Source organism: Exiguobacterium sp. BRG2 (genome assembly GCF_031844245.1).
Lineage (GTDB): Bacteria > Bacillota > Bacilli > Exiguobacteriales > Exiguobacteriaceae > Exiguobacterium_A.
The window spans coordinates 307317-333938 of sequence record NZ_JAUZUW010000002.1; the positions used below are offsets into that span (position 1 = coordinate 307317).

Annotated in this window: 26 protein-coding genes and 1 tRNA gene; 20 read left to right on the forward strand and 7 right to left on the reverse strand. The window is 46.5% G+C overall.

What is annotated here, in order from left to right; translation table 11 throughout:
* The first annotated feature begins 5 nt into the window (after positions 1–5).
* The 20 genes from Q9R23_RS04265 to Q9R23_RS04360 all read left to right on the forward strand — a co-directional run bounded on the left by Q9R23_RS04265 (position 6) and on the right by Q9R23_RS04360 (position 20448).
* Positions 6–299: a PTS sugar transporter subunit IIB gene (locus Q9R23_RS04265; RefSeq protein WP_214854292.1), complete on the forward strand. Its 294-nt coding sequence runs from the start codon at positions 6–8 to the stop codon at positions 297–299.
* On the forward strand, positions 292–2304 hold the full coding sequence (locus Q9R23_RS04270; protein WP_311246465.1) for a BglG family transcription antiterminator: 2013 nt from the start codon (positions 292–294) through the stop codon (positions 2302–2304). Before Q9R23_RS04265 ends, Q9R23_RS04270 begins: the two co-directional genes overlap by 8 nt.
* Before the next feature lie 194 nt (positions 2305–2498).
* Entirely contained in the window at positions 2499–3929 is a 1431-nt protein-coding gene (locus Q9R23_RS04275; RefSeq protein ID WP_311246466.1) for a PTS mannitol transporter subunit IIBC, read from the forward strand.
* A gap of 34 nt (positions 3930–3963) precedes the next feature.
* On the forward strand, positions 3964–4401 hold the full coding sequence (locus tag Q9R23_RS04280; protein WP_200934376.1) for a PTS mannitol transporter subunit IIA: 438 nt from the start codon (positions 3964–3966) through the stop codon (positions 4399–4401).
* A 2-nt stretch (positions 4402–4403) separates the two neighbouring features.
* On the forward strand, positions 4404–5546 hold the full coding sequence (locus Q9R23_RS04285; protein WP_214854286.1) for a mannitol-1-phosphate 5-dehydrogenase: 1143 nt from the start codon (positions 4404–4406) through the stop codon (positions 5544–5546).
* A 246-nt stretch (positions 5547–5792) separates the two neighbouring features.
* Positions 5793–6590, forward strand: a complete 798-nt coding sequence (locus Q9R23_RS04290; RefSeq protein ID WP_214854284.1) for a hypothetical protein — start codon at positions 5793–5795, stop codon at positions 6588–6590.
* Between the two features lie 68 nt (positions 6591–6658).
* Entirely contained in the window at positions 6659–7183 is a 525-nt protein-coding gene (locus tag Q9R23_RS04295; protein WP_214854282.1) for a TraR/DksA C4-type zinc finger protein, read from the forward strand.
* A gap of 195 nt (positions 7184–7378) precedes the next feature.
* Positions 7379–8899, forward strand: a complete 1521-nt coding sequence (gene adh / locus Q9R23_RS04300) for an aldehyde dehydrogenase (protein ID WP_290758975.1) — start codon at positions 7379–7381, stop codon at positions 8897–8899.
* Positions 8900–8921: 22 nt separating this feature from the next.
* A complete protein-coding gene (locus Q9R23_RS04305) occupies positions 8922–9284 on the forward strand; it encodes a DUF779 domain-containing protein (RefSeq protein WP_214854277.1) in 363 nt (120 codons plus the stop codon).
* Between the two features lie 187 nt (positions 9285–9471).
* The gene (locus Q9R23_RS04310; RefSeq protein ID WP_311246467.1) at positions 9472–10482 is read left to right on the forward strand and encodes a S66 family peptidase; all 1011 of its coding nucleotides are present in this window, start codon (positions 9472–9474) and stop codon (positions 10480–10482) included.
* 15 nt (positions 10483–10497) lie between these two features.
* The gene (locus Q9R23_RS04315) at positions 10498–10839 is read left to right on the forward strand and encodes a hypothetical protein (RefSeq protein WP_214854271.1); all 342 of its coding nucleotides are present in this window, start codon (positions 10498–10500) and stop codon (positions 10837–10839) included.
* Between the two features lie 21 nt (positions 10840–10860).
* Positions 10861–11793 (forward strand): alpha/beta hydrolase, encoded by a 933-nt coding sequence (locus Q9R23_RS04320; protein ID WP_029341930.1) that lies wholly within the window; start codon positions 10861–10863, stop codon positions 11791–11793.
* Positions 11794–11835: 42 nt separating this feature from the next.
* Positions 11836–11919 (forward strand) — tRNA-Leu (locus Q9R23_RS04325).
* Between the two features lie 202 nt (positions 11920–12121).
* Positions 12122–12889 (forward strand): transporter substrate-binding domain-containing protein, encoded by a 768-nt coding sequence (locus tag Q9R23_RS04330; RefSeq protein WP_035407400.1) that lies wholly within the window; start codon positions 12122–12124, stop codon positions 12887–12889.
* Positions 12890–12920: 31 nt separating this feature from the next.
* Positions 12921–13565: an amino acid ABC transporter permease gene (locus Q9R23_RS04335; RefSeq protein ID WP_290758966.1), complete on the forward strand. Its 645-nt coding sequence runs from the start codon at positions 12921–12923 to the stop codon at positions 13563–13565.
* Positions 13562–14290, forward strand: a complete 729-nt coding sequence (locus Q9R23_RS04340; protein ID WP_290758964.1) for an amino acid ABC transporter ATP-binding protein — start codon at positions 13562–13564, stop codon at positions 14288–14290. Before Q9R23_RS04335 ends, Q9R23_RS04340 begins: the two co-directional genes overlap by 4 nt.
* Positions 14291–14601: 311 nt before the next feature.
* Positions 14602–17442: a 2-oxoglutarate dehydrogenase E1 component gene (locus tag Q9R23_RS04345; protein ID WP_290758961.1), complete on the forward strand. Its 2841-nt coding sequence runs from the start codon at positions 14602–14604 to the stop codon at positions 17440–17442.
* A gap of 35 nt (positions 17443–17477) precedes the next feature.
* Complete coding sequence (gene odhB, locus Q9R23_RS04350; protein WP_311246468.1) at positions 17478–18734, forward strand: 2-oxoglutarate dehydrogenase complex dihydrolipoyllysine-residue succinyltransferase; 1257 nt, start codon at positions 17478–17480, stop codon at positions 18732–18734.
* A 180-nt stretch (positions 18735–18914) separates the two neighbouring features.
* On the forward strand, positions 18915–19787 hold the full coding sequence (locus Q9R23_RS04355; RefSeq protein WP_311246554.1) for a glycerophosphodiester phosphodiesterase: 873 nt from the start codon (positions 18915–18917) through the stop codon (positions 19785–19787).
* Between the two features lie 217 nt (positions 19788–20004).
* Positions 20005–20448 carry an Rrf2 family transcriptional regulator gene (locus Q9R23_RS04360; protein ID WP_050678277.1) on the forward strand — a complete coding sequence of 148 codons (444 nt, stop codon included), beginning with the start codon at positions 20005–20007 and terminating at the stop codon, positions 20446–20448.
* Between the two features lie 54 nt (positions 20449–20502).
* On the opposite strand, the gene mnhG is transcribed toward Q9R23_RS04360, so the two are convergent.
* Genes mnhG through Q9R23_RS04395 form a run of 7 tightly spaced genes read right to left on the reverse strand, consistent with a single transcriptional unit; the run spans position 20503 to position 26290 of the window.
* Positions 20503–20877, reverse strand: a complete 375-nt coding sequence (mnhG, locus tag Q9R23_RS04365) for a monovalent cation/H(+) antiporter subunit G (RefSeq protein ID WP_214854257.1) — start codon at positions 20875–20877, stop codon at positions 20503–20505.
* On the reverse strand, positions 20861–21097 hold the full coding sequence (locus Q9R23_RS04370; protein WP_369792030.1) for a Na(+)/H(+) antiporter subunit F1: 237 nt from the start codon (positions 21095–21097) through the stop codon (positions 20861–20863). The genes mnhG and Q9R23_RS04370 overlap by 17 nt, the downstream gene beginning before the upstream one ends.
* A 47-nt stretch (positions 21098–21144) precedes the next feature.
* On the reverse strand, positions 21145–21621 hold the full coding sequence (locus Q9R23_RS04375; protein ID WP_311246469.1) for a Na+/H+ antiporter subunit E: 477 nt from the start codon (positions 21619–21621) through the stop codon (positions 21145–21147).
* A 3-nt stretch (positions 21622–21624) separates the two neighbouring features.
* On the reverse strand, positions 21625–23112 hold the full coding sequence (locus Q9R23_RS04380) for a Na+/H+ antiporter subunit D (RefSeq protein ID WP_311246470.1): 1488 nt from the start codon (positions 23110–23112) through the stop codon (positions 21625–21627).
* Positions 23105–23446, reverse strand: a complete 342-nt coding sequence (locus tag Q9R23_RS04385) for a Na(+)/H(+) antiporter subunit C (protein WP_023468540.1) — start codon at positions 23444–23446, stop codon at positions 23105–23107. Before Q9R23_RS04385 ends, Q9R23_RS04380 begins: the two co-directional genes overlap by 8 nt.
* A gap of 1 nt (position 23447) precedes the next feature.
* Positions 23448–23888: a Na(+)/H(+) antiporter subunit B gene (locus Q9R23_RS04390; protein ID WP_214854251.1), complete on the reverse strand. Its 441-nt coding sequence runs from the start codon at positions 23886–23888 to the stop codon at positions 23448–23450.
* Positions 23885–26290, reverse strand: a complete 2406-nt coding sequence (locus Q9R23_RS04395; RefSeq protein ID WP_311246471.1) for a Na+/H+ antiporter subunit A — start codon at positions 26288–26290, stop codon at positions 23885–23887. Before Q9R23_RS04395 ends, Q9R23_RS04390 begins: the two co-directional genes overlap by 4 nt.
* Positions 26291–26622 lie beyond the last annotated feature (332 nt).

Genomic DNA, 26622 nt, shown 5'->3' on the forward strand with positions numbered 1-26622 from the left:
GACAGATGAATTCAGAAATCATCTATTTCGTATGCGAGAGTGGAATGGCGAGTAGTATCATGGGGGCTACGATTTTAAAAAAGCGCTTACTTGAATGCGGTATTACGACAGACGTCAAGACATGTCGGATCGCAGAACTACCTGATCAAGCAGCTTTTATCGTCGGAGAAGCGCAACTCGTCCATCGACACGTATGGAAAACACATTGTTCGGTTCATCCAGTCGATCGGATTCTTGATCCGACTGCATATGACGTCATCCTCGAATCTTGGCAGAAAAGAGTGAGGCTGCATGACTGAATTTACACCACGTGAACATGATATCTTATTTTTCCTCTTATCACGCGAGGAACCTGTTCAAATACAAGAGATTGCGGAAACGCTCGAGACATCGGATCGAACGATTCAACGTGAACGCGATCGTCTTGCCCAGTCTTTAGAAGATCATGATTTGCGTTTGACATATGTTCGCGGCAGAGGTCTCTTGATTGAGGGAACGGACGAAGCCAAACATGCATTACGGGACCAACTCTTGTTGTCACATAAACAATTACCGAACGCTGAAGATCGCCAAGTCGAGTTAGCGTATCGGCTACTACAAGAAGAAGGGATGGTCAAATTACAGGCAATCGCCCATGCGATGTATGTGGCTCCGAGCACGGTTAGCCAGGATTTAGAGCGGATTGATGAGTGGTTTCTACAATATGACCTTGAAATCAAGCGCAAAAAAGGTATTGGTGCCGAAGTCATCGGCGAAGAAATCAACAAACGCCGTTTACTGATTTCATTGATCTTTACGCAATGGGATGTTCTTGCTTTCTATCGGTTGTTGCAAGGCGACGCCGGGCAATTACCTCATCTGTTACAAATGAACCGAACATCATGGCTTGAGATGATCAATCAAGCGTATGCAGTCATTGCACCGTTGACGAAAGAAGGGCGTCTCAATGACCGACAAATCATGCGTGCGACACTCAGCTTAGCTTTACAAGCGTTACGAAAAGATCAGTTTCCGATGCGTTACGAGTTAAAAGCGTATCCGGTCGAAATCCTCAAATGGGTGGAACGCGTCGAAGAGCGATTACCTGACACATTGTCGATTGCCGAACGCCAATGGTTATCAGAAGAATTGCGTGCTTTCTTTCAATCGGACGCAGGAGATACGGAAGAACTCGTCACGCGCCTCCGTGTGAAACGATTGATTGAACATGTCTCCTTATTGTATGGAACGAACTTTACGAAAGATCATGCTTTGGAGCGGGGGCTCGTTTCGCATATACAATCCTATACGCGTCAAAATAGCGTTAATCCGTCCTATGTCATCAAACAAATTGAACGGGAATATCCACGTCTGTTCGATGCGGTCAAACAAGCAGCATTATCGATCTTCACAGATGCGACATTTGAAGACGTAGATTTAGCATTTTGGGTCATGCATTTCGGGGCTGTTCTCAGCAAACCGACACCTAAACTACCATATCGGGTTTTAGTCGTCTGCTCTGCTGGACTCGGCTCTTCAAAGTTATTGATGAATCGGTTACGGCAAGAATTTACTGAACTTGAACATATCGATAACTCGTCACTGTTTGGCATTGAACGGTTACCGATTGAATCGTATGACTTCGTTTTATCGACCGTGCCGTTGCCTGACATCCGCCCACCACATCTTCTTGTCAACCCGTTGCTCCCTCAGGATGAGGTCGAACGGATCCGAAAATTGATTCTTGCCTTACCAAAATCCTTCCAACCAGAACCACGGCAGACGAAAACAGAATGGCTCGATCTCGAGCAATTGCATCGGCTCGTTGCATCGTCGATTCAAGTGTCGAACGGATTTCAAATGGAACGGTTGGAGCGTGTGGACGATGGGATTGAATCGTTATTATTTGAGATCAGCACACGCATGGTCGACCAAGGATTAGCAAAATCAGCTGTTTCACTCTCGGCGCAATTGTTGCGTCGTCATGAGATGTCGGGTCTTGGTATTCCAGGAACACGGCTTGCTTTATTCCACGGACGTGATGCGACAATTCAAAGAGGAGGATTTCTTATTTTTGAATTGCCTGAACCAATCGACTTACTCGGGATGGATCAACAGTTGCAATCTGTCGAAAGGCTTCTTGTCCTTGTCGCACCGGAAGAGACCTCAAACGAACTGCTTGAATTACTCAGTTCGATTAGTGCCGCAATCATTGAAAGTCCCGAACAAATGGATCAATTTGAGTTCGGAGAGGAACATGCAATTCGTCTGCTTTTAAATCGAACGTTTCGAACGGTAATTGATCAATTCCTAGGCAATACTTGAAAAACCCCTGTCACTCGATCTTTGAAGTGGCAGGGATTTTTTCTTGGATCAGGCAGGCTTCTTTCCAGTCTGTCCAACTTCTTGGACAAAGACTGAACTAGGAAAGATTGAGTAAGCGCTTGCAATGATCTTAAAATAAGGGCATAGCAAAGCAATCATCTTATCAACTCATACACGAAATGGAGGCTAACGCAATGGCGACAGCTCAAAATGGAGCACGGGGTATCCGTGTACAAGTTCAACGGTTCGGTAGCTTTTTAAGCGGTATGGTCATGCCGAACATCGGTGCATTCATCGCTTGGGGGATCATCACGGCACTCTTCATCCCGACTGGATGGGCACCGAATAAGGAACTCGGGGAACTTGTCGGTCCGACAATCACCTATCTCTTACCGTTGCTGATTGGATACACGGGCGGGAAGTTAATGCATGACGTCAGGGGAGGCGTTGTCGGGACGCTTGCGACGATGGGGGTTATCGTCGGAACAGAGATTCCGATGTTCCTCGGTGCCATGATCATGGGACCACTTGGTGGATACGTCATCAAAAAGTTCGATCAGTTAATTGAAGGAAAAGTCAAACCAGGTCTCGAGATGCTCGTCAATAACTTCTCAGTCGGAATCATCGGTGGTTTGTTGATGCTCGGTGGATTCAAAGTATTCGGACCACTCATGACAGGTCTTGACGACATCATGGCCGCAGGAGTTGGTGCAATCGTCAGCGCACATTTGTTACCACTAGCGAGTTTGTTCATCGAACCGGCAAAAATCTTGTTCTTAAATAATGCGATCAACCACGGTATTTTAAGCCCGCTTGGTCTCGACCAAGTAAATGAGGCGGGTAAATCAGTTCTGTTCTTACTCGAAGCCAACCCAGGTCCAGGTCTTGGATTGTTACTTGCATACTCGTTCTTCGGTTCTGGTGCAGCGAAGAAGACAGCACCCGGTGCAGCATTTATCCAATTCATCGGTGGAATTCACGAAATCTATTTCCCATACGTCTTGATGAAGCCAGTCTTGTTGCTTGCGATGATTGCAGGTGGCATGAGTGGTATCCTCACTTTCGTCCTGTTTGATGTCGGATTAGTCGCACCCGCTTCACCTGGTAGTATCATCGCGGTCCTCGCAATGGCATCACGCGGTTCTTACGTCGGATTGATTGCAGGTGTACTTGTTTCAGCATCTGTGACATTTATTGTCTCGACTGTCCTGCTAAAAACTAGCAAGGCAAAAGAAACGTCGCTTGAAGAGGCAAGCGCGAACGTCAGTGCGATGAAAGGAAAACAATCAATTGCCTCATCACTCGTTTCAGCTGATGCAAAACCACTTGCGGAAGTCGAACATATCATTTTCGCTTGTGACGCTGGTATGGGATCGAGTGCGATGGGTGCATCCGTTCTTCGCAATAAAATCAATAAGGCGGGCTTACCCATCAAAGTGACGAATACGTCGATCAGCCAACTTCCACCAAACGCTGAACTGATCATCACACACCGTGATTTGACGGAGCGGGCAAAGGAACAGGTACCATCGGCAGAACACCGGTCAGTCGATAACTTCCTGAATGCCGGATATTATGATCAACTCGTCCACGAGATCGAAACAGCACGGAATAAGATTTCTTAAAGATAAAGATAAAGACACTCAAGGAGGAATAAACATGACAACGACAATGAACCTTTCACCGGAACTTGTATTACTTGATCAACAATTCGCAGACGAGACGGCAGCCATCACGGCTGCCGGTCAACTCCTCGTCGATCACGGATATGTCGAAGCGGGGTATATCGATTCAATGCAGGAACGTCATGCCTTATCAACGGTCTACATTGGCAACCATGTCGCGATTCCACACGGAACAGAGTCGGCTAAATCACAGGTCAAGAAAACGGGGCTATCGATTCTACAAGTACCGCAAGGCGTAGCGTTCGGAACGGAACAAGCACGACTCGTTATCGGCATTGCTGGCGTCGGTGATGAACACCTCGAGTTGTTATCGAATATCGCAGTCATTTGCTCCGATGAGGAGAACGTAGAGCGCATCGTAGCAGCGACATCAAAAGAAGAAATCATCGCGTTATTGACAGCGGAGGTGTAATGATGAAAGCCATCCATTTTGGTGCCGGTAATATCGGACGAGGATTCATTGGCTTACAACTCGTCAAGACGGGTTACGAAGTATGCTTCGTAGATGTCAATACGACAGTCGTCGATGCATTAAAAACACGACATACCTATGAGGTGGGTTATGCCTCTGAAAGAGGAGGGCGTGAACGGGTCGACGGCGTGACGGCACTTAACAGTTTATCTGAACCAGATCAGGTCGTTGCAGCGATTCGTGAAGCAGATGTAATCACGACAGCTGTCGGACCGAGTTTGTTGTCGAAAGTAGCTCCTTTGATCGCGGAAGGGTTACGTCAACGGGATCAACAGACACCTGTCTACGTCATTGCCTGTGAAAACATGATTGGGGGGTCAAAACACTTACAAACAGAGGTGGCGAAACATCAACCGGTAGCGGAGAATTGGTATTTCCCGAATGCAGCAGTTGATCGGATCGTGCCACTTCAGCATCACGAAGATCCGTTGTACGTCGAAGTGGAAGAATTCTTCGAATGGGTGATCGAAACGACTGGACTACCGGAAGCCTATCCACGGATCGAAGGCGTCACCTATGTCGAGGATATCGAACCGTTCATCGAGCGGAAGCTGTTCACTGTCAACACGGGACATGCAATTGCTTCATACCTCGGAGCACTATTTCATAAAGAGACGATCGCTGAAAGTCTAACAGATCCACGCATCCGTCGGGGTGTCCAGACGGCACTTTACGAAACAGGGTGGTTGTTACTTGAAAAGTACGGCTTTAATCCGGTCGATCATAGTGCGTACATCCAAAAGAATATGAAACGCTTTGAAAACCCGCGAATTCATGATGAAATCATTCGTGTCGCCCGTTCACCGATTCGTAAATTGAGTCCAAGTGACCGACTTGTCAAACCAGCAAAGGAATTGATGGAGCGTGGGATTGAAGCAGATGGATTAGCACGTGGGATCGCAGCAGCCCTGACCTATTTCGATCCAAATGATTCAGAATCTTCAGAATTAAATGCGTATATTACGAAACATGGAATCGAAGATGCGCTGAACGCATATCTACAACTGTCAGCAACGGATCCACTTGGATCTCGGATCGTTGAACATTATGAAGCGATGCAACAACAACTCAACTCGATTGCTTAAGAATGAATAACTCTGTAAGCCGAACACCTTTCACATCTGTGAAGGGTGTTCTTAGTTTGCGATTTAAATATGTCATGGTATCGACAAAATAAGCAGTTTCTAAAAATCTTGCTATCACAATTTGATTACAATTTGTATATTAAATTTGGAATATTCGAAAACGAATATTTAGCGAATAAAATACATTGTACGCTATATGAACGGAACATCTCTATTCCGATTTTTCAGGTAAGAGAAGGTGATCATATGTTGAATTATAAAGTGAATGTATATAGATTAAACGGAGCACGACCAAAAACTACAAAAGGAACCGGACCAAAACATTTGATTTATTCGAGTCAGTTTTCTTCACGTACACCAGTCCATTTATTGCATCAACTCATCTTGAATCGATTGTTGGTTGAGCAAGAAAAAAACCTAGATTTAACGTATACGATCGAAGTAAATGCGGTACTTGATCAATTCGTGATCGACGTCCGTGTCTTTTCAACAGATACGGTCAGCATCCAAGTCGAGCGTGACTTGATTGAAATCATTGAACGTGAAGAAGTTCGTCATATCCCAGCGCTTGAAATCGGAAAACCGGATTTCGCAGAATTCGCTCATATCGTCTTAAAGGTGAAGGAAGGTGGACCACGCCTTTCACAAGAGGATACGCAACGAATTTTCAATGAGTCTGGTGTTCGAGGACGAATTATCCTGCACAAGGAGCGAATCGATAGTCATGAACCCTCCCATTCGATTCAGTTGTTGATTGGTGGGGCCGAGAAGTGTTTGTACAGTCTCTCGCAATATCAGCTTGATCCACTCTTCCGTAAACATGGTTTGACGATTCAATCCTTGAATCTGTTACCGTTTGATTTATTCATGATTCGCGACAAAATCGCGATGCTGTCTTCAGCAGATGCTTCGCAACTGTGGATTGATGACATCACGACATCCAAGAACGGACGATCACATCAGATTTGTTTTAACGATGGGAATGAATGCATGACGGTTATCTGTGATCTTCATGGATCAATTCGGTCTTATAAATGTTCGTGATGGTTTAATTCTTCTTCGAATAGGCTACATTCTTAACAGAGGTTCTAACGAAGGGGAGTCGAACAATCATGTTATCTAAACAACAGACGGAAGAATTCAAGCAACGGTTATTGAAGGAAAAAGAAAAGACGACATCAAACATCGAACAACGCGATACCGATTACGATGAAGGTGAACTGTCGAGTTACGATAATCATCCTGCCGATTCCGGCGATGAATTGTTCTTGCGGGAACGTGATCAAGCAATCACGGATATGCAAGAGGATATGCTATCGGATGTGGATCGCGCCTTAAAAGCAATCGAGGACGGAACGTATGGCATTTGCGAAGTCTGTGGAAAAGAGATTGAATTCGAACGTCTTGATATCATTCCAGAAACCCGATTATGCATTGAGCATGCAAAAGAAGAAGCAGAACAAAACGAGAACGATCCGAATTCGCGACCAAGCGAAGAAGATGTACTAGATCCATCTGTCACAGCTCGCGGGAAAGACATCGACGGTGATACGGACGGATTCTCGAAAGTAAGTGACTTTGGTAGTTCCGATACACCGTCTGATCAAGAAGATGGAATCGATCCGACACGGTCTTGACCGACAAAGCATCTCCCGAAAATGGAGATGTTTTTTTTCGAAAAAAATCACAAATAGTTACCTGAATTTTTTGACTTTTCATATAATTTTGATACGATGGTATCGAGGGGACTGTTTTAGCCTATATTAAAATGTAAGCGCATACAAGCATCCGTCTCACTGCTTGACCATTTTAGTTGAGGGAGGAAATAACGCATGATTTATGACATTCCGAACAAGCAAGGGTCAAAAGTACAGTACAAGGAACGGTATGAAAATTACATCAATGGAAAGTGGACGGCACCTGTCGGGGGAGAATATTTTGATAATGTGACACCTGTTACTGGTAAGGTGTTGTGCCAAGTCGCTCGTTCTACAAAGGAAGATATCGAACTCGCTCTTGACGCAGCACATGCGGCAAAAGAAGCATGGGGAAAAACATCTGTAACCGAACGTTCGAATATTTTAAATAAGATCGCCAATCGAATGGAAGAAAACCTCGAGATGCTCGCTTATGCGGAAACACTTGAGAACGGAAAAGCCGTTCGTGAGACACTTAACGCCGATTTACCGCTCGCGATCGACCACTTCCGTTATTTCGCTGGGGTCATTCGTGCCCAAGAAGGTTCGGTTGGCGAACTCGATCAAGATACGGTTGCGTATCACTTCCATGAGCCACTTGGCGTCGTCGGTCAAATCATTCCGTGGAACTTCCCGCTCCTGATGGCTGTCTGGAAATTAGCACCAGCTCTCGCAGCAGGAAACTGTGTTGTCTTAAAACCAGCAGAACAAACACCAGCGAGCATCATGGTACTCGTTGAGATCATCGAAGATTTACTTCCACCAGGTGTGCTCAACATCGTCAATGGATTTGGTCTTGAGGCAGGGAAACCGCTCGCTTCAAGCAAACGAATCGCCAAAATCGCCTTTACGGGTGAGACGACGACAGGACGTTTGATCATGCAGTACGCTTCGCAGAACTTGATTCCGGTCACACTCGAACTCGGTGGGAAATCACCGAACATCTTCTTTGAAGATATCATGCAGGCAGACGATGCATTCTTCGATAAAGCAATCGAAGGATTATTGATGTTCGCGTTGAACCAAGGGGAAGTCTGTACGTGTCCGTCGCGTGCCTTGATTCAAGAATCGATTTACGAACCGTTCATGGAACGTGTTCTAGAGCGCGTCAAAGCCATCAAAATCGGAAATCCTCTTGATGTCGACGTCATGATGGGTGCTCAAGCTTCGAACGAACAGATGGAGAAAATTCTTTCGTATCTTGAAATCGGTAAGTCGGAAGGCGCAGAGTGTCTAATCGGTGGAGAGCGCAACATGCTCGAAGGAGATCTCGCAGAAGGATATTACATCCAACCAACGATCTTCAAAGGCCACAATAAGATGCGCATCTTCCAAGAAGAAATTTTCGGACCGGTTCTATCGGTCACGACATTCAAGACGGAAGAAGAAGCACTCGAAATTGCGAATGATACGTTATATGGTCTTGGTGCCGGCGTCTGGACACGTGACATGAACCGTGCTTATCGGTTTGGTCGTGCGATCGAAGCAGGGCGCGTCTGGACGAACTGTTATCACCAATATCCAGCTCACGCGGCGTTTGGTGGTTACAAAATGTCAGGTATCGGACGCGAGAACCATAAGATGATGCTCAACCATTACCAACGAACGAAAAACCTACTCGTTAGCTACAACCCGAATAAACTCGGTTTCTTCTAAGTCGGAAAGGACGTGGATGCAAATGGTGGAACGTGTTCAGGCGACAGCAGCTTGTCTTGAGTTGATCGACCAGTTGAGAGAAAAACACGGTCCGTTGATGTTTCATCAATCTGGTGGTTGTTGCGATGGCAGTTCCCCGATGTGTTTTGCGCAAGGCGATTTATTCCTGGGAGATCAGGATAAAAAACTAGGAGAGATCGGTGGTTGTCCGTTTTATATTCATGAAGATCAATATGAGTACTGGAAACATACCCAACTCATCATTGATGTCGTGGATGGTCGAGGCGGAATGTTCTCTCTTGAGGGTGTCGAAGGGAAACGTTTTTTGACACGCTCCCGTGCGTTCACGCAAGAGGAAAACGCTGAACTATCAGCATCAAGTTAATGAAGGATACAAACGCGATTTTGTCTAGGCGACTTGTTCATTCAGGTCGCTTGTACAGAATCGTGTTTTTGTTCGTATTACAGCGTTCTAACAGGATAAAAGTTGGTAATGCTGCATAAGAACGGTATAATGAACTCATATTTTGACGAGAAGATTTTTTCACACTAAGACATTATAGGGGGTCACCATGAAATATCCATTTTTAGGTTGGACAGGTCAAACGATCGGAGTGACGGCGCCCTCCTCCGGATTACGTGAACAGCAACAGGAATGGGTCGAACGAGCAGTTGAACAGGTACAAGCACGGCAAATGAACGTCCGTTTGGGCGAAACGATTTGGTCGCATCAACTTGCTGAAAGTGCACCGGTCAAACAACGGGCTGAGGAATTGAATCACATGATGACGGATGAGACGATTGATGCCGTCATCCCGCCATTTGGTGGGGAACGCGCCATTGATCTTTTACCCGAGTTGACGCCAGCTACTTACCAAACAAAATGGTTGCTTGGCTATTCCGATATCAGTACGTTATTGCTCAGTCTGACGCTTCAGACAGGAATTGCGACAGCGCATGGTCCGAATTTCGTTGAGCTTCGAAGTGAAGAGTGGGATGAGACGACAAGTGCCTGGCGACGGGTGCTCGCGACGCCAACTGGAGGAACCGTCACACAGTGGGCTTCCGATCGTTATCAATCCGAGTGGACTGATGAAGAACGTCCAGCAGGTTCATTATTTCAGTTAACGGAAGCGACGGAATGGAAAGCACTTGATGAGCGAACAGAAGTGACCGGACGGTTACTTGGTGGCTGTCTGGAGACGATTCGCCATCTGATAGGGACACCGTACGGAGATGTGCGTCGTTTTCAGCGTGAAGAGATCAACGGAGAACCGATTCTCTGGTACTTTGAGGTATCTGAAGCGAGTTCTGCAGAGGTGCATCGGACGCTTCGACAAATGGCGTATGCTGGATGGTTCGACCATGCGGCTGGCTTTTTATTCGGGCGTACATCTGCAAGGATTACTGAAGATCTGACATGGCTAGACGTGTATCACTATCTAGCGGATGAAACAGGCTTACCAGTCTTATATGATCTTGACATCGGTCATCAGCCACCGCAGTTGACGTTAATCAATGGAGCGACAGGTGTGGTTCGTATTCAAGGAAAAGATTCACGAATCGATATTACGTTCAACTAAAAAGGAGAGCACGCAATGGCACGTCGTAAGTTTCAAGCATTAGGCGTTTATAAACGCGTCCATATTAACCCGGAGACACGTCGAATGACGTTACCGGAACCGTTTTACGATGCACTTCGTCTAGAAGATGAATTGCTGATTGCACAAGTCGGAGATGTTCTCGTCATGCGTCGTCCGGGGGAAGTCGTCGAGATAGAAACGGATTTATTGAGCGAACTCGTAGAAGATGGATTCACGGGTACAGAGCTTGTCCAAGAGTTTGCCTACCGGCGTCAGCAACAGGAACAACGATTACGTCAACAAGTCTTGCAGGATGAAGAGGATGACCATGCTGCTCAACTGAAGATCGAGCTATAACGGAAAGAAGGAGTGGGGCAGATGCGTCGCAGAACAAAAATTGGAATCGGAGTCATCGGATCCGGATTAGTAGCAGCGAGTTATTATTTTTATGAGATGGCAATCGCCACGAATCCGAAGCCGTTCTTATCGAATAATCGGGATTTGAGTGATGAGATGGTCCGGTTGATGCAACCTGGACAGACATGGATCAAGGAGCAGCCGCTCGAGCGGATCGAGATTGAAGCGAAAGACGGCTTAACGTTGCGCGGACATTTCCTCCCGTCTCCTGTTCCGTCAGATCGGATTGTCATTCTCGTGCATGGATACGGAGGCGTCGGAACGGATTTAGCCGGATTCGCCTATCTGTACCATCAGGCCGGTTTCCATGTCATGATGCCCGATAATCGAGGACACGGAATGAGTGACGGTCATTATATCGGATTCGGATGGCATGATCGGGAAGATTGTCTCAGTTGGTCGAACTATCTGATTGAACGGATTGGACAGGATGCGAAACTGTTCTTACATGGTGTGTCGATGGGAGGGGCGACCGTATTGATGACGAGTGGCGAACAACTTCCACCACAAATCAAAGGAATCATTTCTGATTGTGCCTATACGTCCGTCAATGCTGTTCTTGCGTATCAGATGAAGCGGATGTATCGACTACCACACTTCCCGTTTTTAGGGATGACGAGCGTATTAACGAAGCTAAAGGCAGGTTATACGTTCCGTGAAGCATCAGCGCTGAAACAGGTCAAAAAGGCACAGGTTCCGATTCTCTTCATTCATGGTGGTGCGGATACGTTCGTACCGACAGATATGGTGTATGAGCTGTACGAAGCCTGTCCAACGGAAAAGGAACTGGTCGTTATTCCGAATGCCGCACACGCGATGGCATATTTCGAGGATCCGGCTTTGTATGATGACGTCGTTGAGAAGTTCGTCCGGAACATCTTGCGAAATGATTGACAACTCAGTTCGTTACCCGCTATATTAATATCATAAATCAACGTCGTCGTGGCGGAACTGGTAGACGCGCTAGACTCAGAATCTAGTGGTGGCAACACCGTGGAGGTTCAAGTCCTCTCGGCGGCATAAATGATTGAAGGAGGCAATCCCATCAAGGGGTTGCCTCCTTTTTTGATAATGAATAGAAAACGATTGCATTGAATAAAAATTCAGAAATGTTTATCTTTTTAGAACTTTTCTGGTAAAATACGTTTTAAAGAGGGTACTCTTCAGGGAAAGTACTAAGTGGAGTCGACAATCTTTAACACATAGGAGAGGGGAAACAAACATGAAAAAAGGAAGTATTTTGCTAGCGCTCTTGATGAGCTGTATTCTCGTACTTGGTGCATGTAGTATCGGTTCGAAGGATGAAGGGTCTTCAGAAGGAAAGACGTATAAAGTTGGTATCGACGTCACGTATCCACCATTTGAGTACAAAGACGGGGACACGTACAAAGGAATCGACATTGATCTTATGAAAGCAATCGCTAAGGATCAAAACTTCAAGATTAAATTTGAAGCAATGGATTTCAGCGGTATCATTCCAGCACTTCAAGCAAATCAATTGGACGTTGCCATTGCCGGTATGAGTATTACACCAGAACGGAAAAAAGTCGTTACATTCTCAGACCCATATTTCAAAGCTGGTCTTATTTTAGTCGTCAAAAAAGATGAGAATGGTATTAAATCCGTTAACGATCTTAAAGGGAAAAAAGTAGCCGTCAAAAAGGGAACGACGGGTGCAAAATATGCAACGGATAACGCGGATAAACTTGGCTTCACTGTTACACAATTCAATGACAGTCCAGCGATGTTCCAAGAAGTAAAGAACGGTAACGCAGCTGCCTTGATTGAAGATTATCCGGTCATCTCATATGCAAACAAACAACAAAACCTTGGATTGAAACTTGTCGGTGATCGTCTCAACGGTGATAACTACGGGATCGCTGTCTTAAAAGGTGAGAATAAGGATCTGCTAAAGAAAATCAACAAAGGACTTGCGAATCTGAAAGAAAACGGTGAATACGATAAAATCGTTGACACGTATCTGAAATAAGTCGCAAGGCGATAAGGGAGTGGGATAGCCAATGGAAGTGGTCAAAACCGCATTTCCATTTTTCTTGGAAGGGCTTCAAGTCACATTGTATATTTTCATCATTGCGGTCATCGTCGGCTTTCTGATTGGCTTAGTCGTCGCATTGATGCGGTTGTCACCGTTAAAGATTTTGAACGCGATCGCGATCATCTATATCGATGTCATTCGTGGTACACCGTTCATCGTTCAGCTTTTCTTCATCTACTTTGGACTCAACTCGCTTGAGTGGTTATCGATGGACCGGATGTATGCAGGGATACTGACGGTCGCGATCAATGCTGGTGCTTATTTCGCGGAAATTATTCGAGCAGGTATCCAGTCGATTGATAAGGGACAAACAGAAGCCGCACGTTCACTCGGGATGACAGGACGTCAAACGATGGTTCAAATCATTTTACCGCAAGCATTCCGACGGATGTTACCAACGATTACGAATCAATCAATCATCAGCTTAAAAGATACATCGTTGTTATCGATCATCGGCATTGCTGATTTGACGCAACAAGGTCAAGTTCAGCAATCGACGACGTTTGAGCCATTCATCGTTTGGTCTGTCGTCGGATTGATGTACTTCGTCATCATTTATCTCTTGTCATTCGTGGCGAAGTTCTTGGAACGGAGGTTTACATTACGATGAGTATCATTGAAGTGAAGAATCTAAAGAAATCATTCGGTTCGAATGAAGTCTTAAAAGACATCAACGTCTCGATTGCCGAAAAAGAAGTCGTTTGTGTCATCGGTCCGTCGGGATCTGGGAAAAGTACGTTTTTACGCTGTTTGAATCGATTGGAAGAGATTACAGGTGGCACGGTCATCGTCGATGATTTCGATATTACGAGTCCAAAGGTCGATATCAACAAGGTCCGGGAAGAAGTCGGGATGGTCTTTCAACATTTTAATCTCTTCCCGCATAAGACCGTGCTAGAAAACGTCACGCTTGCACCGATCAAAGTGCGTAAATCGGATAAAGAACAGGCGAAACAGCGGGCACTTGAACTACTCGATAAAGTCGGATTACGGGAAAAAGCGGATAATTATCCAGGTGAATTATCTGGGGGGCAAAAACAGCGGGTCGCGATTGCCCGCGCGCTCGCGATGAATCCGAAAATCATGTTGTTTGACGAGCCAACGTCAGCGCTTGACCCGGAAATGGTCGGTGACGTGCTTGCCGTCATGAAACAACTTGCCCTTGAAGGGATGACGATGGTCGTCGTGACCCATGAGATGGGATTCGCTCGAGAGGTCGGAGATCGCGTCTTATTCATGGATGGTGGCTATATCGTCGAAGAGAACGTGCCACAAGTATTGTTTGATTCTCCACAACACGAACGGACGCAATCGTTCCTTAGTAAGGTCTTATGATGGAACCGGCGTATCTAAATGCGGATACGCCGGTTTTTGACGAATCATAAATAACTGTCTAAGCGCTCATAAGAAAAACTTATACATTTAAGCGTGAGAATTTGGGAATTCGAAATGCACACATAGGAAAAGAGTAGTAATATAGTAACGAAGGCACTTTCATGGAAGAATGACACGATCATTCCTTCTCATGACGTTCAGCGTTTTATTCATGCAATTCCTTTTGAAAGCGCTAACAGGTAGGGGGCTGGAAACACATCGAGTATCCACTAGATGTGTGGGGAGAAATATAGAAACGGGGGGAACCGTACATGGCAGGCCACGAGCAAGATCAACAAGCATTCTATGGACCAAACCTTGGCTACATCATTGAATTGTACGAGCGTTTTTTAGAAGACAAGACATCCGTTGATGAGGAGACACGTGCTTATTTCGAAGAGCATGGTGCACCCGTGACGGAAGCAGTCGTACCGATGCAAGTCGAGACAGGAGATTTCGAAAAATATCTTGCGGCGAATCGTTTAGCGGAACAAATTCGTGCAAAAGGACATCTTGCGGCGGATATCTATCCGCTGAAGGACCATCCGCGAGAAACAGGATTATTCGAATTGAGTCAGTACGGATTGACAGAGGCAGATCTTCGAAAAATGCCAGTCTCACTCGTCTGTCCTGAACCACCAACTGGTGTACAGGACGCGTTTGAAGGCATCGAACATTTAAAAGCGCAGTACACGGGAGCAGCCGCAGTTGAGTTCCAGCATGTCGACGATCTCGATGAAAAGAAATGGCTCCGACAGAAAATCGAGCAAGGTGCTTTGACGGCGACGCTAGACGCTGAACAAAAGAAACAATTGTTCAAACGCTTAGCTGAAACGGACCTTTTCGAAAAATACTTGCACAAAACATATGTCGGTCAAAAACGCTTCTCGATTGAAGGACTTGACGCGATGGTGCCATTGCTCGACACGATCGTCGGACACCTCATCTCGAATGGGTCGGAGACGATCAATATCGGAATGGCACACCGTGGACGGTTGAACGTTTTGGCGCACGTACTTGGGAAGCCATATGAAATGATCTTTGCTGAGTTCCAGCATGCACCGAACCACGACCTCGTACCATCTGAAGGATCGATCGGGATCACGTACGGTTGGACGGGCGACGTGAAGTATCACCTCGGTTTAAACCGAAAACTCGAGCAAGAGACACGTAACGTGCGGATGACGCTTGCGAACAATCCGTCGCACCTTGAGTTCGTCGACCCAGTCGTCGAAGGCTTCACACGTGCGGCACAAGATGATCGCTCACAAAAAGGGGCACCACGTCAAGAGCAAGCAGCAGCAGCTGCGATCCTCATTCATGGGGATGCAGCGTTCCCAGGTCAAGGAATTGTGGCTGAAACTTTGAATTTAGCGAATCTCAAAGGATATAACACCGGCGGAACGATTCATATCATCGCGAACAACACGATCGGCTTCACGACGGAGCCGACGGACTCCCGTTCGACGCGTTACTCGAGTGATCTTGCCAAAGGATACGAGATCCCAGTCTTCCACGTCAACGCGGATGAGCCGGAAAGCTGTCTCGCAGTCGCTTTGCTCGCGAGCGAGTACCGGGCAACATTTAAGAAGGATGTCATGATTGATTTAATCGGATATCGTCGTTTTGGTCATAACGAAATGGATGAACCGATGAATACGAACCCGGTCTTATACGATTTGATTCATAAACATGATCCAATTCGTGTCTTGTACGGGAAAACGCTTGTCGCGAACGGGGATGCGACAGCTGACGAAATTCAATCGATTGAAACGTCGATCAATGATCACATGAAGGCGGCTCGTGAAAAAGTACCGAACGCTGAGAAAGAGTATGGTGGGGTCATGCCGGACGTCGTCTTTAAAGGCGTTCCGACGATTGAGACAGGGGTCTCGATTGAAACATTGACGGCGTACAACGAAGAATTGTTACAGTGGCCGGATGGCTTCCAAGTGTTCCATAAACTTGAGAAGGTCCTGAAGCGCCGGACGGATGCGTTCTCGACAAAGAACGGTATTGACTGGGGACATGCCGAAACATTGGCGTTTGCTTCGATTCTCTCAGATGGAACACCAATCCGCTTGAGCGGTCAAGATTCTGAACGAGGAACGTTCGCACAACGGAACATTAATCTTCATGATGTGAAAACAGGAGAAGGCTTCTCGCCACTCCATGCCTTATCAACGGCAACTGCATCATTCTCGGTCTACAACAGTCCGTTGTCTGAAGCAGGTGTACTTGGTTTTGAATACGGTTATAACGTCTTCGCTCCGGAAACGCTCGTATTATGGGAAGCGCAATACGGGGACTTTGCGAACTCAGGTCAAGTCATCTTCGACCAGTTCATCTCAGCTAGCCGAGCGAAATGGGGACAAACATCAGGTCTCGTCATGTTGCTTCCGCATGGTTATGAAGGGCAAGGACCAGAACACTCGAGTGGTCGTTTAGAGCGCTTCTTGACGTTATCCGGTGAGAAAAACTGGACAGTCGCGAACGTATCGAGTGCTGCCCAGTACTTCCACTTATTGCGCCGACAAGCAGCGATTCTCGGAAAAGAGGAAGTCCGACCGCTCGTCGTCATGACGCCGAAGAGTCTCTTGCGTCATCCGCTTGCGACATCTGACGTCTCTGAATTGACGGAGGGTAGTTTCCGTCGTGTCATCGAACAATCAGGGCTCGGAGAAGCACCAGATCGTGTCAAACGTCTTGTGTTCTGTTCTGGTAAGATGGCAATTGATCTAGCGGAAGCGGTCTCGAAATCAGATGAGAATCTCGATTGGCTACAAATCGTCCGGGTCGAGGAGTTGTATCCATTCCCGGCAAAAGCCTTAAAAGAAGTCATCGCGCGCTATGAATCCGTCGAAGAAATGGTCTGGGTGCAAGAAGAACCGAAAAACATGGGGGCGTGGTCCTTCATGGAACCTCGACTTGAGACAGTCGCACCGAATGGTATCCAAACGGTCCGTTACATCGGTCGTCGTCGTCGTTCCAGTACAGCAGAAGGTGACCCGTCAGGTCATAAAGTAGAGCAGGCACGTATCATCAATGATGCACTCACAGCGACTGCTTCTATTCCAACAGCACCATCACATGTATCAAATCACACATCATAACTTAAGATAGAATCGAGTCATAGGGGGAGAATACGATGGAAATCAAAGTACCAGAACTTGCCGAATCAATTACAGAAGGAACGGTGGCGTCTTGGTTAAAACAACCAGGTGATCACGTGGAAAAAGGGGAAGCCATCGTTGAGCTCGAGACAGATAAGGTCAACATCGAAGTGCCGTCAGATGAAGCTGGTACGTTGACGGAGGTGATGGCTGCTGAAGGAGATACAGTCCGCGTCGGGGAAACGATTGCTGTCATCTCTGCTGGTGGCGAGGCTCCAAAACCGGCTGCGGCAGAAACAGTACAAGAAACTCCAAAAGAGACACCAAAAGCAGAAGAAAAAGCGGAACAACCGGTGGCTGCAGCAGCGACTGAAAGTACATCTGTTGCGGATCGTCCGATTGCTTCACCTGCTGCCCGTAAACTGGCTCGTGAAAAAGGAATTGATTTAGCACAAGTGGCAACGCAAGATCCGCTCGGTCGGATTCGCGTGCAAGACGTCGCGACGTTTGAAGTAGCACCACGTGAGCAAGCAAAACCGGCTCCTACGAAACCTGCTACACCGGCACCAGCACCTGCAGCCGCTCCTGGGAAACCGGAAGAGCGGATCAAGATGTCACGTCGTCGGAAGACGATTGCGAATCGCCTTGTTGAAGTCCAACAAACGGCAGCGATGTTGACGACGTTCAACGAAATCGATATGTCAGCGGTCATGACCCTGCGTAAACGTCGTCAAGAGAAATTCGTGAAGGAAAACGAAGTTAAACTCGGTTTCATGTCATTCTTTACGAAAGCAGCAGTCGCAGCACTCAAAAAGATGCCATACCTGAATGCTGAGATTCAAGGCGATGAAATCGTCCTGAAGAAATTCTATGATATCGGCATTGCCGTCTCAGCACCAGACGGTCTCGTTGTTCCAGTCGTTCGTGATGCGGACAAAAAGAACTTCGCTGAAATTGAAAAGGACATCATTCAATTAGCGGTCAAAGCGCGTGATAATAAACTTGGTCTATCTGACTTAACGGGTGGTACGTTCACGATTACGAATGGTGGTACGTTCGGTTCACTCATGTCGACGCCGATCTTAAACGGTCCACAAGTCGCGATTCTCGGCATGCACGCAATCAACCTGCGCCCTATTGCCATTGATGCAGAACGCATGGAAAATCGTCCGATGATGTATGTTGCACTCTCTTACGATCACCGAATCGTTGATGGAAAAGAAGCTGTTACGTTCCTGAAACACATTAAAGATCTTCTTGAAGATCCAGAGTCATTGATTTTCGAAGCGTAATCATTAAAAGACCCGTTTTAGATGCGGGTCTTTTTTCTATGGAGTGATATCGTTTTGTCATCAAATCAAGAAATGACGTTTACAGCTTCTCTATATCATCTTCATACAAACAATTTAAGATAAGTGTTGTAAGAATATTTCAAGGGGGAATAGATGATGCTGAAACAAATCGGATTGACGATGGTAGCGGGAGTTGCATTAAGTACAGGACTTCCGACAGAAGATGTCGGTGCACAATCAAAAGGCAAATCGTTACTCGATTCAAATCGAATCATTAACATTGCTCATCGTGGAGCTTCAGGTTATGCGCCGGAGCATACGATGCCAGCTTACGAAATGGGACATAAGAAATTTAAAGCAGATTACATCGAAATTGATTTACAGATGACAAAAGACGGTCATTTGATTGCGATGCATGACGAAACCGTCGATCGGACGACGAACGGAACAGGTGCCGTCAAAGATAAAACGCTTGCTGAAATCAAGAAACTTGATGCTGGTAGCTGGTTTAATGAAGCGAACCCGACGCTTGCGAAAAAGTCATATGTCGGTTTGAAAGTACCGACGCTTCAAGAAGTCTTGAGTAAGTATGGGAAGCATGCGAATTACTATATCGAGACGAAATCACCGGAAGTGTATCCCGGAATGGAACAGAAATTGCTCGACGTACTAAAGCAGAACGGATTGTCGAGTAACAAGGTCAAACCAGGACAAGTCTTGATTCAGTCGTTTAGTGAAGCGAGTCTTCAAAAAGTCAGAGCCATCGACACGAACGTTCCACTGGTTCAGTTGATGGAAGCAAATGAAGTCAAGGCTTTGACGGATGATCGATTAACCGCAATCCGTCAGTATGCAGTCGGTGTTGGTCCTTCCTACAAAGCATTGACACGTGAAAACATCTCAGCGATTCGGACTCATGATTTGTTACTTCACCCGTATACTGTGAATGAAAAAGCGGATATGGTTCGTATGCTCGACTATGGTGTCACAGGAGTCTTCACGAACTATGCCGACCGTTTTAATGATGTCGTGAAAGGACTATACAAAAAATAAAGTAAGGACGATACAGGACTATTTCTTCTTTCGAACAGGAAAGAAGAAATAGTTTTTTTGTTTTTAAAACTCGTATTTTAAATCCAATATTTCATTCCATACGTAAACCTAATAGAGGTTTATCAGAATTTCGAATCATGAGACAAAACAATGTAGTCAGTTTCGTATTTCATGGTACGATAACAGTGCAGTTTTGGGAAGGAATGGAGTGAGGATCGTGAGAATTACACAGTATACGGATTATGGACTACGTGTGTTGATGTATCTCGGGGTGCACCGGGATGTCATCACACCAATGCCGCAGATTGCAAATCATTATGGCATCTCATCCAACCATTTAATGAAGGTGACACAACAATTAGCGAAACTTGGCTATGTCGAATCAACAAGAGGTCGGTCAGGCGGACTCCGTTTGATTCGTGATCCAAAAGACATCAACATCGGGAAAGTCGTTCGGGAAATGGAACCGATGGATATCGTCGAGTGTTTTGGAAGCAACGGTCATTGTGTCATCGAACCAGGATGCCGTCTAAAAGGTGTGCTCGGACGAGCGCTTCGAGCTTTTATCCGGGAACTGGAACAGCATACATTAGAAGAATTGTTAGATAATCGTGATGAGTTGGCGCTCTTATTTGCTGCTTCACCCTTACAGCGTTCCTAATCAAAAACCCTCGTTTCCGTAAGCGGAAGCGAGGGTTTTGTCATGTCGATATACTCACATGTCATCTTGGCATTTCTTCGGTTCTACATGTTCTTTATTCTTAGACAGGTCGTCACGGACAGACGATTTCCATAATGGCACGTCGCTATAGTAAGCAGCACGCGCAATTAAATGTCCACCAATCGGTGCTGTGATGAGCACGAACAGGATGCCGAGAACGACACGAGAGGAGAAGAATCCATCTTCAGTGACGAAATAGATGATGACGCCGATTAAAATCGACATGACACCTAATGTCGCGCTTTTAGATGCAGCGTGAGCACGCGTATAGACATCCGGTAAGCGGATCAGACCAAGCGCGGTGACGAGACTAAATCCCATACCGAGCAAGGCGAAGACCGCGACGATCCATTCATTGGTTGCGATCACGTTCGATGATCTCTCCTTTCTCGATATATTTTGAAAAGGCAACTGTACCGATGAAGGCGAGTATACCAATCAACAGGATGACTTCGAGGTAGTCGCTCGTCCGTAAGATGATCGAGACAAGTCCAACGATTGAAATCAAGCTGATACCAATTGAATCAAGCGCGATGACACGATCCGCAACACTTGGTCCTTTGATGACCCGGTAGAACAGACCAAGCATCGAGAGAAAGACACCCCCGAGTGCGATATAGATTAAAATATCGAACATCACCGACTCACCTCCAGAATGGCTTTCTCAAAACTATCACGAATCGAAGCGACCGCTTCATCGACCTCTGGCATGTGGAGTGCATGAATGTAGAGTGTCTTATTATCATCCGAGATATCAACGACAAGCGTTCCCGGTGTCAGCGTGATCAGCATTGACAGCAACGTGATTTGCCACGGTTGATCGAGTTCGGTCTCATAGGCGAAAATACCAGGTTGAATATCTAACTTCGGCTTTAAAATGATTTTCAAGACATCGATGTTCGCGACGACAAGCTCGTAGAGAAAGCGGAAAAACAATAGGATGAGTGCGACGACAGGTCCGAGATAAAAGCGACCTTTGAAGCCGCGACGGAAAGCGAACATCGCAATCAGCCCTAGCGCGTAACCGATGACGAAACCGGAGGCCGAGAAATTGTTTGAGAGAAACATCCACAAGAATGCAAGAAATAAGTTGAGCAAGACTTGAAATGCCATGAATTAACGACCTCCTTTTAGTACGGCATCGATATAGAGCGTTGGATTCGTCAACGGTTCGACGGCTTGTTGAATCAGTGGACGCATCGCCTCAGTACCTACTCCATAGAGAACGCTGAGCGCAACTAAGGCAATCGTAGGAACGAGCAGCTTTGGAACAAGCGCTTGTTTATCACCAGAGTAGGTCTTCGGTGTTCCCCAAAAGGCACGCATGAACAATTGAACGACCGAATACAAGACGAGTAGACTGGATAGTAGAACGATGATTGGTCCAATCAACTCACCGGCTTCAATACCACCACGAACAATCAGGAATTTCCCAATGAATCCGCTGAGCGGTGGAATCCCGGCAAGTGATAACGCCGCGATGAAGAACGTCCAACCTAATACAGGATAGGCTTTGATCATCCCGCCCATATCTTTCAGCTTACTCGAGCCGGCAATTCCGACCATGATTCCTACGAGTAGGAATAAAGCGGCTTTAATCAACATATCATGAAGAAGGTAGAAAATCGCACCTTCTAGCGCTTGCGGTGTCATGAGGGAAACCCCGTACAAGATGACTCCGACTGCGACGATGATGTTGTAGATGATGATTTGCTTCGCATCTCGTGTCGCGAGCGCACCGATCACCCCGATGACGATCGTACTGAGTGCAAGGATACTTAAGATTTGATGAATCGTTCCAATCTCATTTGAGAAGAACAAACTATACGTCCGTAAAATCCCGTAGACTCCGACCTTCGTCAGCAAGGCACCGAACAAAGCAAGAATAGGCGTCGGCGGTACTTGATAAGAACCAGGTAACCAGAAGTAGAGCGGGAAGATCGCACCTTTTAATCCGAAGACGATCAAGAATAACAATGCGATGACGTTTAGGATTGCCGGCTGTCCGACCTCTGAAATCTTTTGACTGATATCCGCCATGCTGAGCGATCCGATGATCCCGTACAAGAAGGCAACCGTCATGACGAATAATGCGGACGAGATGACGTTGATCAAGAGATACTTCAGCGATTCTCGTAATTGTGCCGGTTTCCCGCCAAGAACGATCAAGACATAAGACGAAATCAGGAAAACTTCGAAGAAGACGAACATGTTAAAGATATCACCTGTCGTAAAGGCACCATTGACACCAACGAGCAGGAATTGAACGGCAATGAAATAGTAGTACCGTTGATAGGAAACGCTCAAGTAGACAATGGCATACCAGATGATACAAAGAACAAGAATGCTCGTCGTCGTGACGAGTAAAGCGGATAGCATGTCAGAGACAAGCGTGATACCAAAAGGTGCTGGCCAACTACCGAGTGTGACTGTTAAGATGCCGTTCGACCGGACAGTCAGCACAAGATAGATGGAGGCACAGACAGTCAAAATCGTCGAAAAGAGGGAAACGATTCGTTGTCCTTTGAGGTGTCGCGGGAAAAACATCAAGAGGACACCCGTCAACAACGGGATGATGATTGGTAATAACGGTAAGTTAATCATTCGAATCGGTTCCTTTCATTTCTTCGATATTATCGGTTCCGAGTTCTTGATAGGCACGATAAGCGAGTACCAAGAAGAAGGCAGTGACACCAAAGCTGATGACGATGGCGGTCAAGACGAGTGCTTGCGGTAGTGGATCCGTATAGGAAGTCACGCCGTCCTTTAAAACCGGAGCCGCGCCTCGTTTTAGTCCACCCATTGTCATGACAAGCAGATGGGCAGCGTGGCTGAGCAACCCTGTTCCGATGATAATGCGAAGAATACTTTTCGAAAGAATGAGATAAATGGCACACATCGTCAGGATGCCTGCGGCGATCGCCATGATGATTTCCATATTAATCACTCTCCCCAATCGTTTGAATAATCGTCATCGTCACACCGACGACGACAAGATACACTCCAAGATCAAACAGCATCGCGGTGTGAAGCGATGTCTTGCCGAACAACGGCAGGTTGAAATAATCATGTGCATGTGTGAAGAACGGTACGTTGAACAGAAGCGCTCCTGACGCCGTCAGTACGGCAATCAACATACCGAGAGCCGTGATCCATTTGTAGTCGAATGGCAAAATCCGGCGCAATGTCTTGATATCGTAAGCAAGTAGGATCAAAACAAGAGCAGAAGCCGTCACGAGACCACCAATGAATCCGCCACCTGGCGTGTAGTGTCCAGCAAAGAACAAGTAGACAGCAAACAGGAAGATGATGAACGTGATAAAGGAAGTCGCGGACTCTAAGATGACGTCATTCGTATGCTTTTTTGCCTGCTTTTTCATTTATCCATCCCTCCTGTTCGTCTGAATTTAATCATCGTGTAAATACCGATTCCAGCCAGTGCGAGAACGGCAATCTCAAACAACGTATCGAAGCCACGGAAGTCGACGAGAATGACGTTGACCATATTACCGCCAGCGGCAAGATCAGCGACGTTATCGATGTAATACTTGGCGATTGAAGTAAACGATCGTTGGCTGAGAGAAGCAAGGGCGACGAGTGTCACTGTCAATCCGACGAGTGCTGAAATCAAGGCATTGCCGAGCTTGAACGGGATGCGCTCTTCTTTCCGGCTGATTTCCGGTAAACGATAGAAAACGAGCAGGAACAAAGCGACCGATACTGTCTCGATGACGAGTTGCGTTAAAGCAAGGTCTGGCGCTCGGAATAAGACGAAGAACAGAGCGACCGTATAACCTGTCACACCGAGCAAGATGATCGATGTCAGTCGTGAACGCGCAAAGGTGATCGAGAGTGCACTCGAAACGAGAACGAGTGCAAGGATGATCTCATACGCGTCAATCGTGCTGATGGGATCAACCGCGAAGCGGAAGGCATCAAACCCGTATAATGCCGTCAAAATCAAGATGACGATGAATCCGAAGATGTAGACGAGATACGACCGCATGTATCCGGTCATGACCGTATCATGGATCTTTGTCGAGGTCTGTTCACCACGGCGTAACAAAGCGTCATATTGATGATTCAAGGAGATGGCACGAGGCATCCGGTTATAGAGCGATTGCCAGCGCGGCAGTGTCTTATACAAGATGATGCCAGCACTGATGATCACGAGTGTCAGGAATAATTCAGTATTGAATCCATGCCACATTGAAATATGCACATCAATCTTGCCACCCGCATCAACGACTTGCGGTAAGATCGCTTCGACTGCCGGTTGAATCAACGTATCCGATAATATATTCGGGAAGAGTCCGATGATGACGACGAGCGAGACGAGGACGAGAGGTGGAATCAACATGCCAATCGGTGCCTCGTGTGGTGTTTTCGGTAACTTGTCGTCTTGACGCTTACCGAAGAACGTTCTGCGGACGATCAAGATGCTATAGACGAATGTAAAGATACTTCCGACGACGGCGAGTACAGGAATAATCCAACCGTAAGACGGTAAGTGGAACAAGTCAGATCCTGAAACTTGAAGTACACCTGTCAAGAACATCTCTTTACTTAAGAAACCATTGAATGGTGGAATCCCCGCCATCGAAAGGGTCCCGATCATCGCAATCGTCATCGAAATCGGCATGAGTTGCGCAAGACCACCGAGCTTCCGAATGTCGCGAGTACCAGTCTCGTGATCGACGATTCCCGCCATCATGAAGAGACTGCCTTTAAACGTCGCGTGGTTGATCAGGTGGAAGATCGCAGCGACTGTCGCAATCGTATATAATCCGTCATCTAACGCGTCGACGTGCAAGGCGGCTGCTCCGAGTCCGAGCAAGGACATGATCAATCCAAGCTGAGAAATCGTCGAGTAAGCAAGGATTCCTTTCAAATCATGTTGTTTCACCGCATTGAGTGAACCCCAGAATAAGGTGAATATTCCGACAGATGAGACGAGATAGAACCAGAGCGACTCATCCGCAAAAATCGGACTGAAACGAGCGACAAGATACAACCCTGCCTTGACCATCGTTGCCGAGTGCAAGTAGGCGCTGACAGGGGTCGGTGCTTCCATCGCATCCGGTAACCAGATGTGGAACGGAAATTGAGCCGATTTCGTGAAGGCAGCTAGCAAGAATAAAACGAGGGCGACCGAAAAGAAGGGTTCACCTTGAATCGATTCAAGCGACGCATAGGTCTCACGAATACTTAACGATCCACTGAGTGTTGAGAGAATCGCGATTCCCCCAAGCATCGCTAGTCCACCGAAGACGGTGATCAGCATCGATTTTTGAGCGCCGTAACGAGAACGTTCCCGCTCGTACCAATAGGCGATCAATAAGAACGACGAAATCGACGTTAATTCCCAGAACAGATAGAGGACGATCATGTTATCTGACAGCACGACGCCAAGCATGGCGGTCATGAACATCAACAGATAAACATAAAATGTTCCGAGTGATTCTTTTTTCGCATCTAAATAAAAAATCGAATAAAGAACGACGAGTGAGCCGATTCCTGTGATCAATAGTGCGAACAATAAGCCGAGTCCGTCGAGATACGTGACGAAATCGATACCGAGCGATGGTATCCACGGCATGCGTGCCGTAAAGGTCTCACCTGACATCGTACCAGCGAGAAAGCGGCTGAAATACGAAACGAGCAGTACAGGTACGACAAGTACAAACCAACCGGTATGAATGTTCGGAAGGCGTTTCGCTAGAAGCGGAATGAAAAGACTGATCAATATGGGCAGTAAAATAGCCCCGTGCATCACGGACACGAAATTCCCTCCTTTGTGACATCGACGACCAAAAATGAAAAAGGGACGCGAACGCAAGCTGTTGAAGCTCGGAACTGTCCAGTAGAAGACACGATTCATTTTGTTCGTCGAAGATGTTTCTGAATCAAGTATAGCGTACTTTTTTCCTTCTTGCATGACGTGAAGCGTTGAAGCATAAGGGATAGAGCCATTTTCTCTCTTGATTATTAAATATGTAGGAACACGGCAGAAATAGGCTGAAATTTTTTTTGATTTTTTTCAAATAACACGTTGATCCATGAGAAGAATGATTCAAATTCAAGTAACTCGGGTACATCTACCTAGAGCACAAC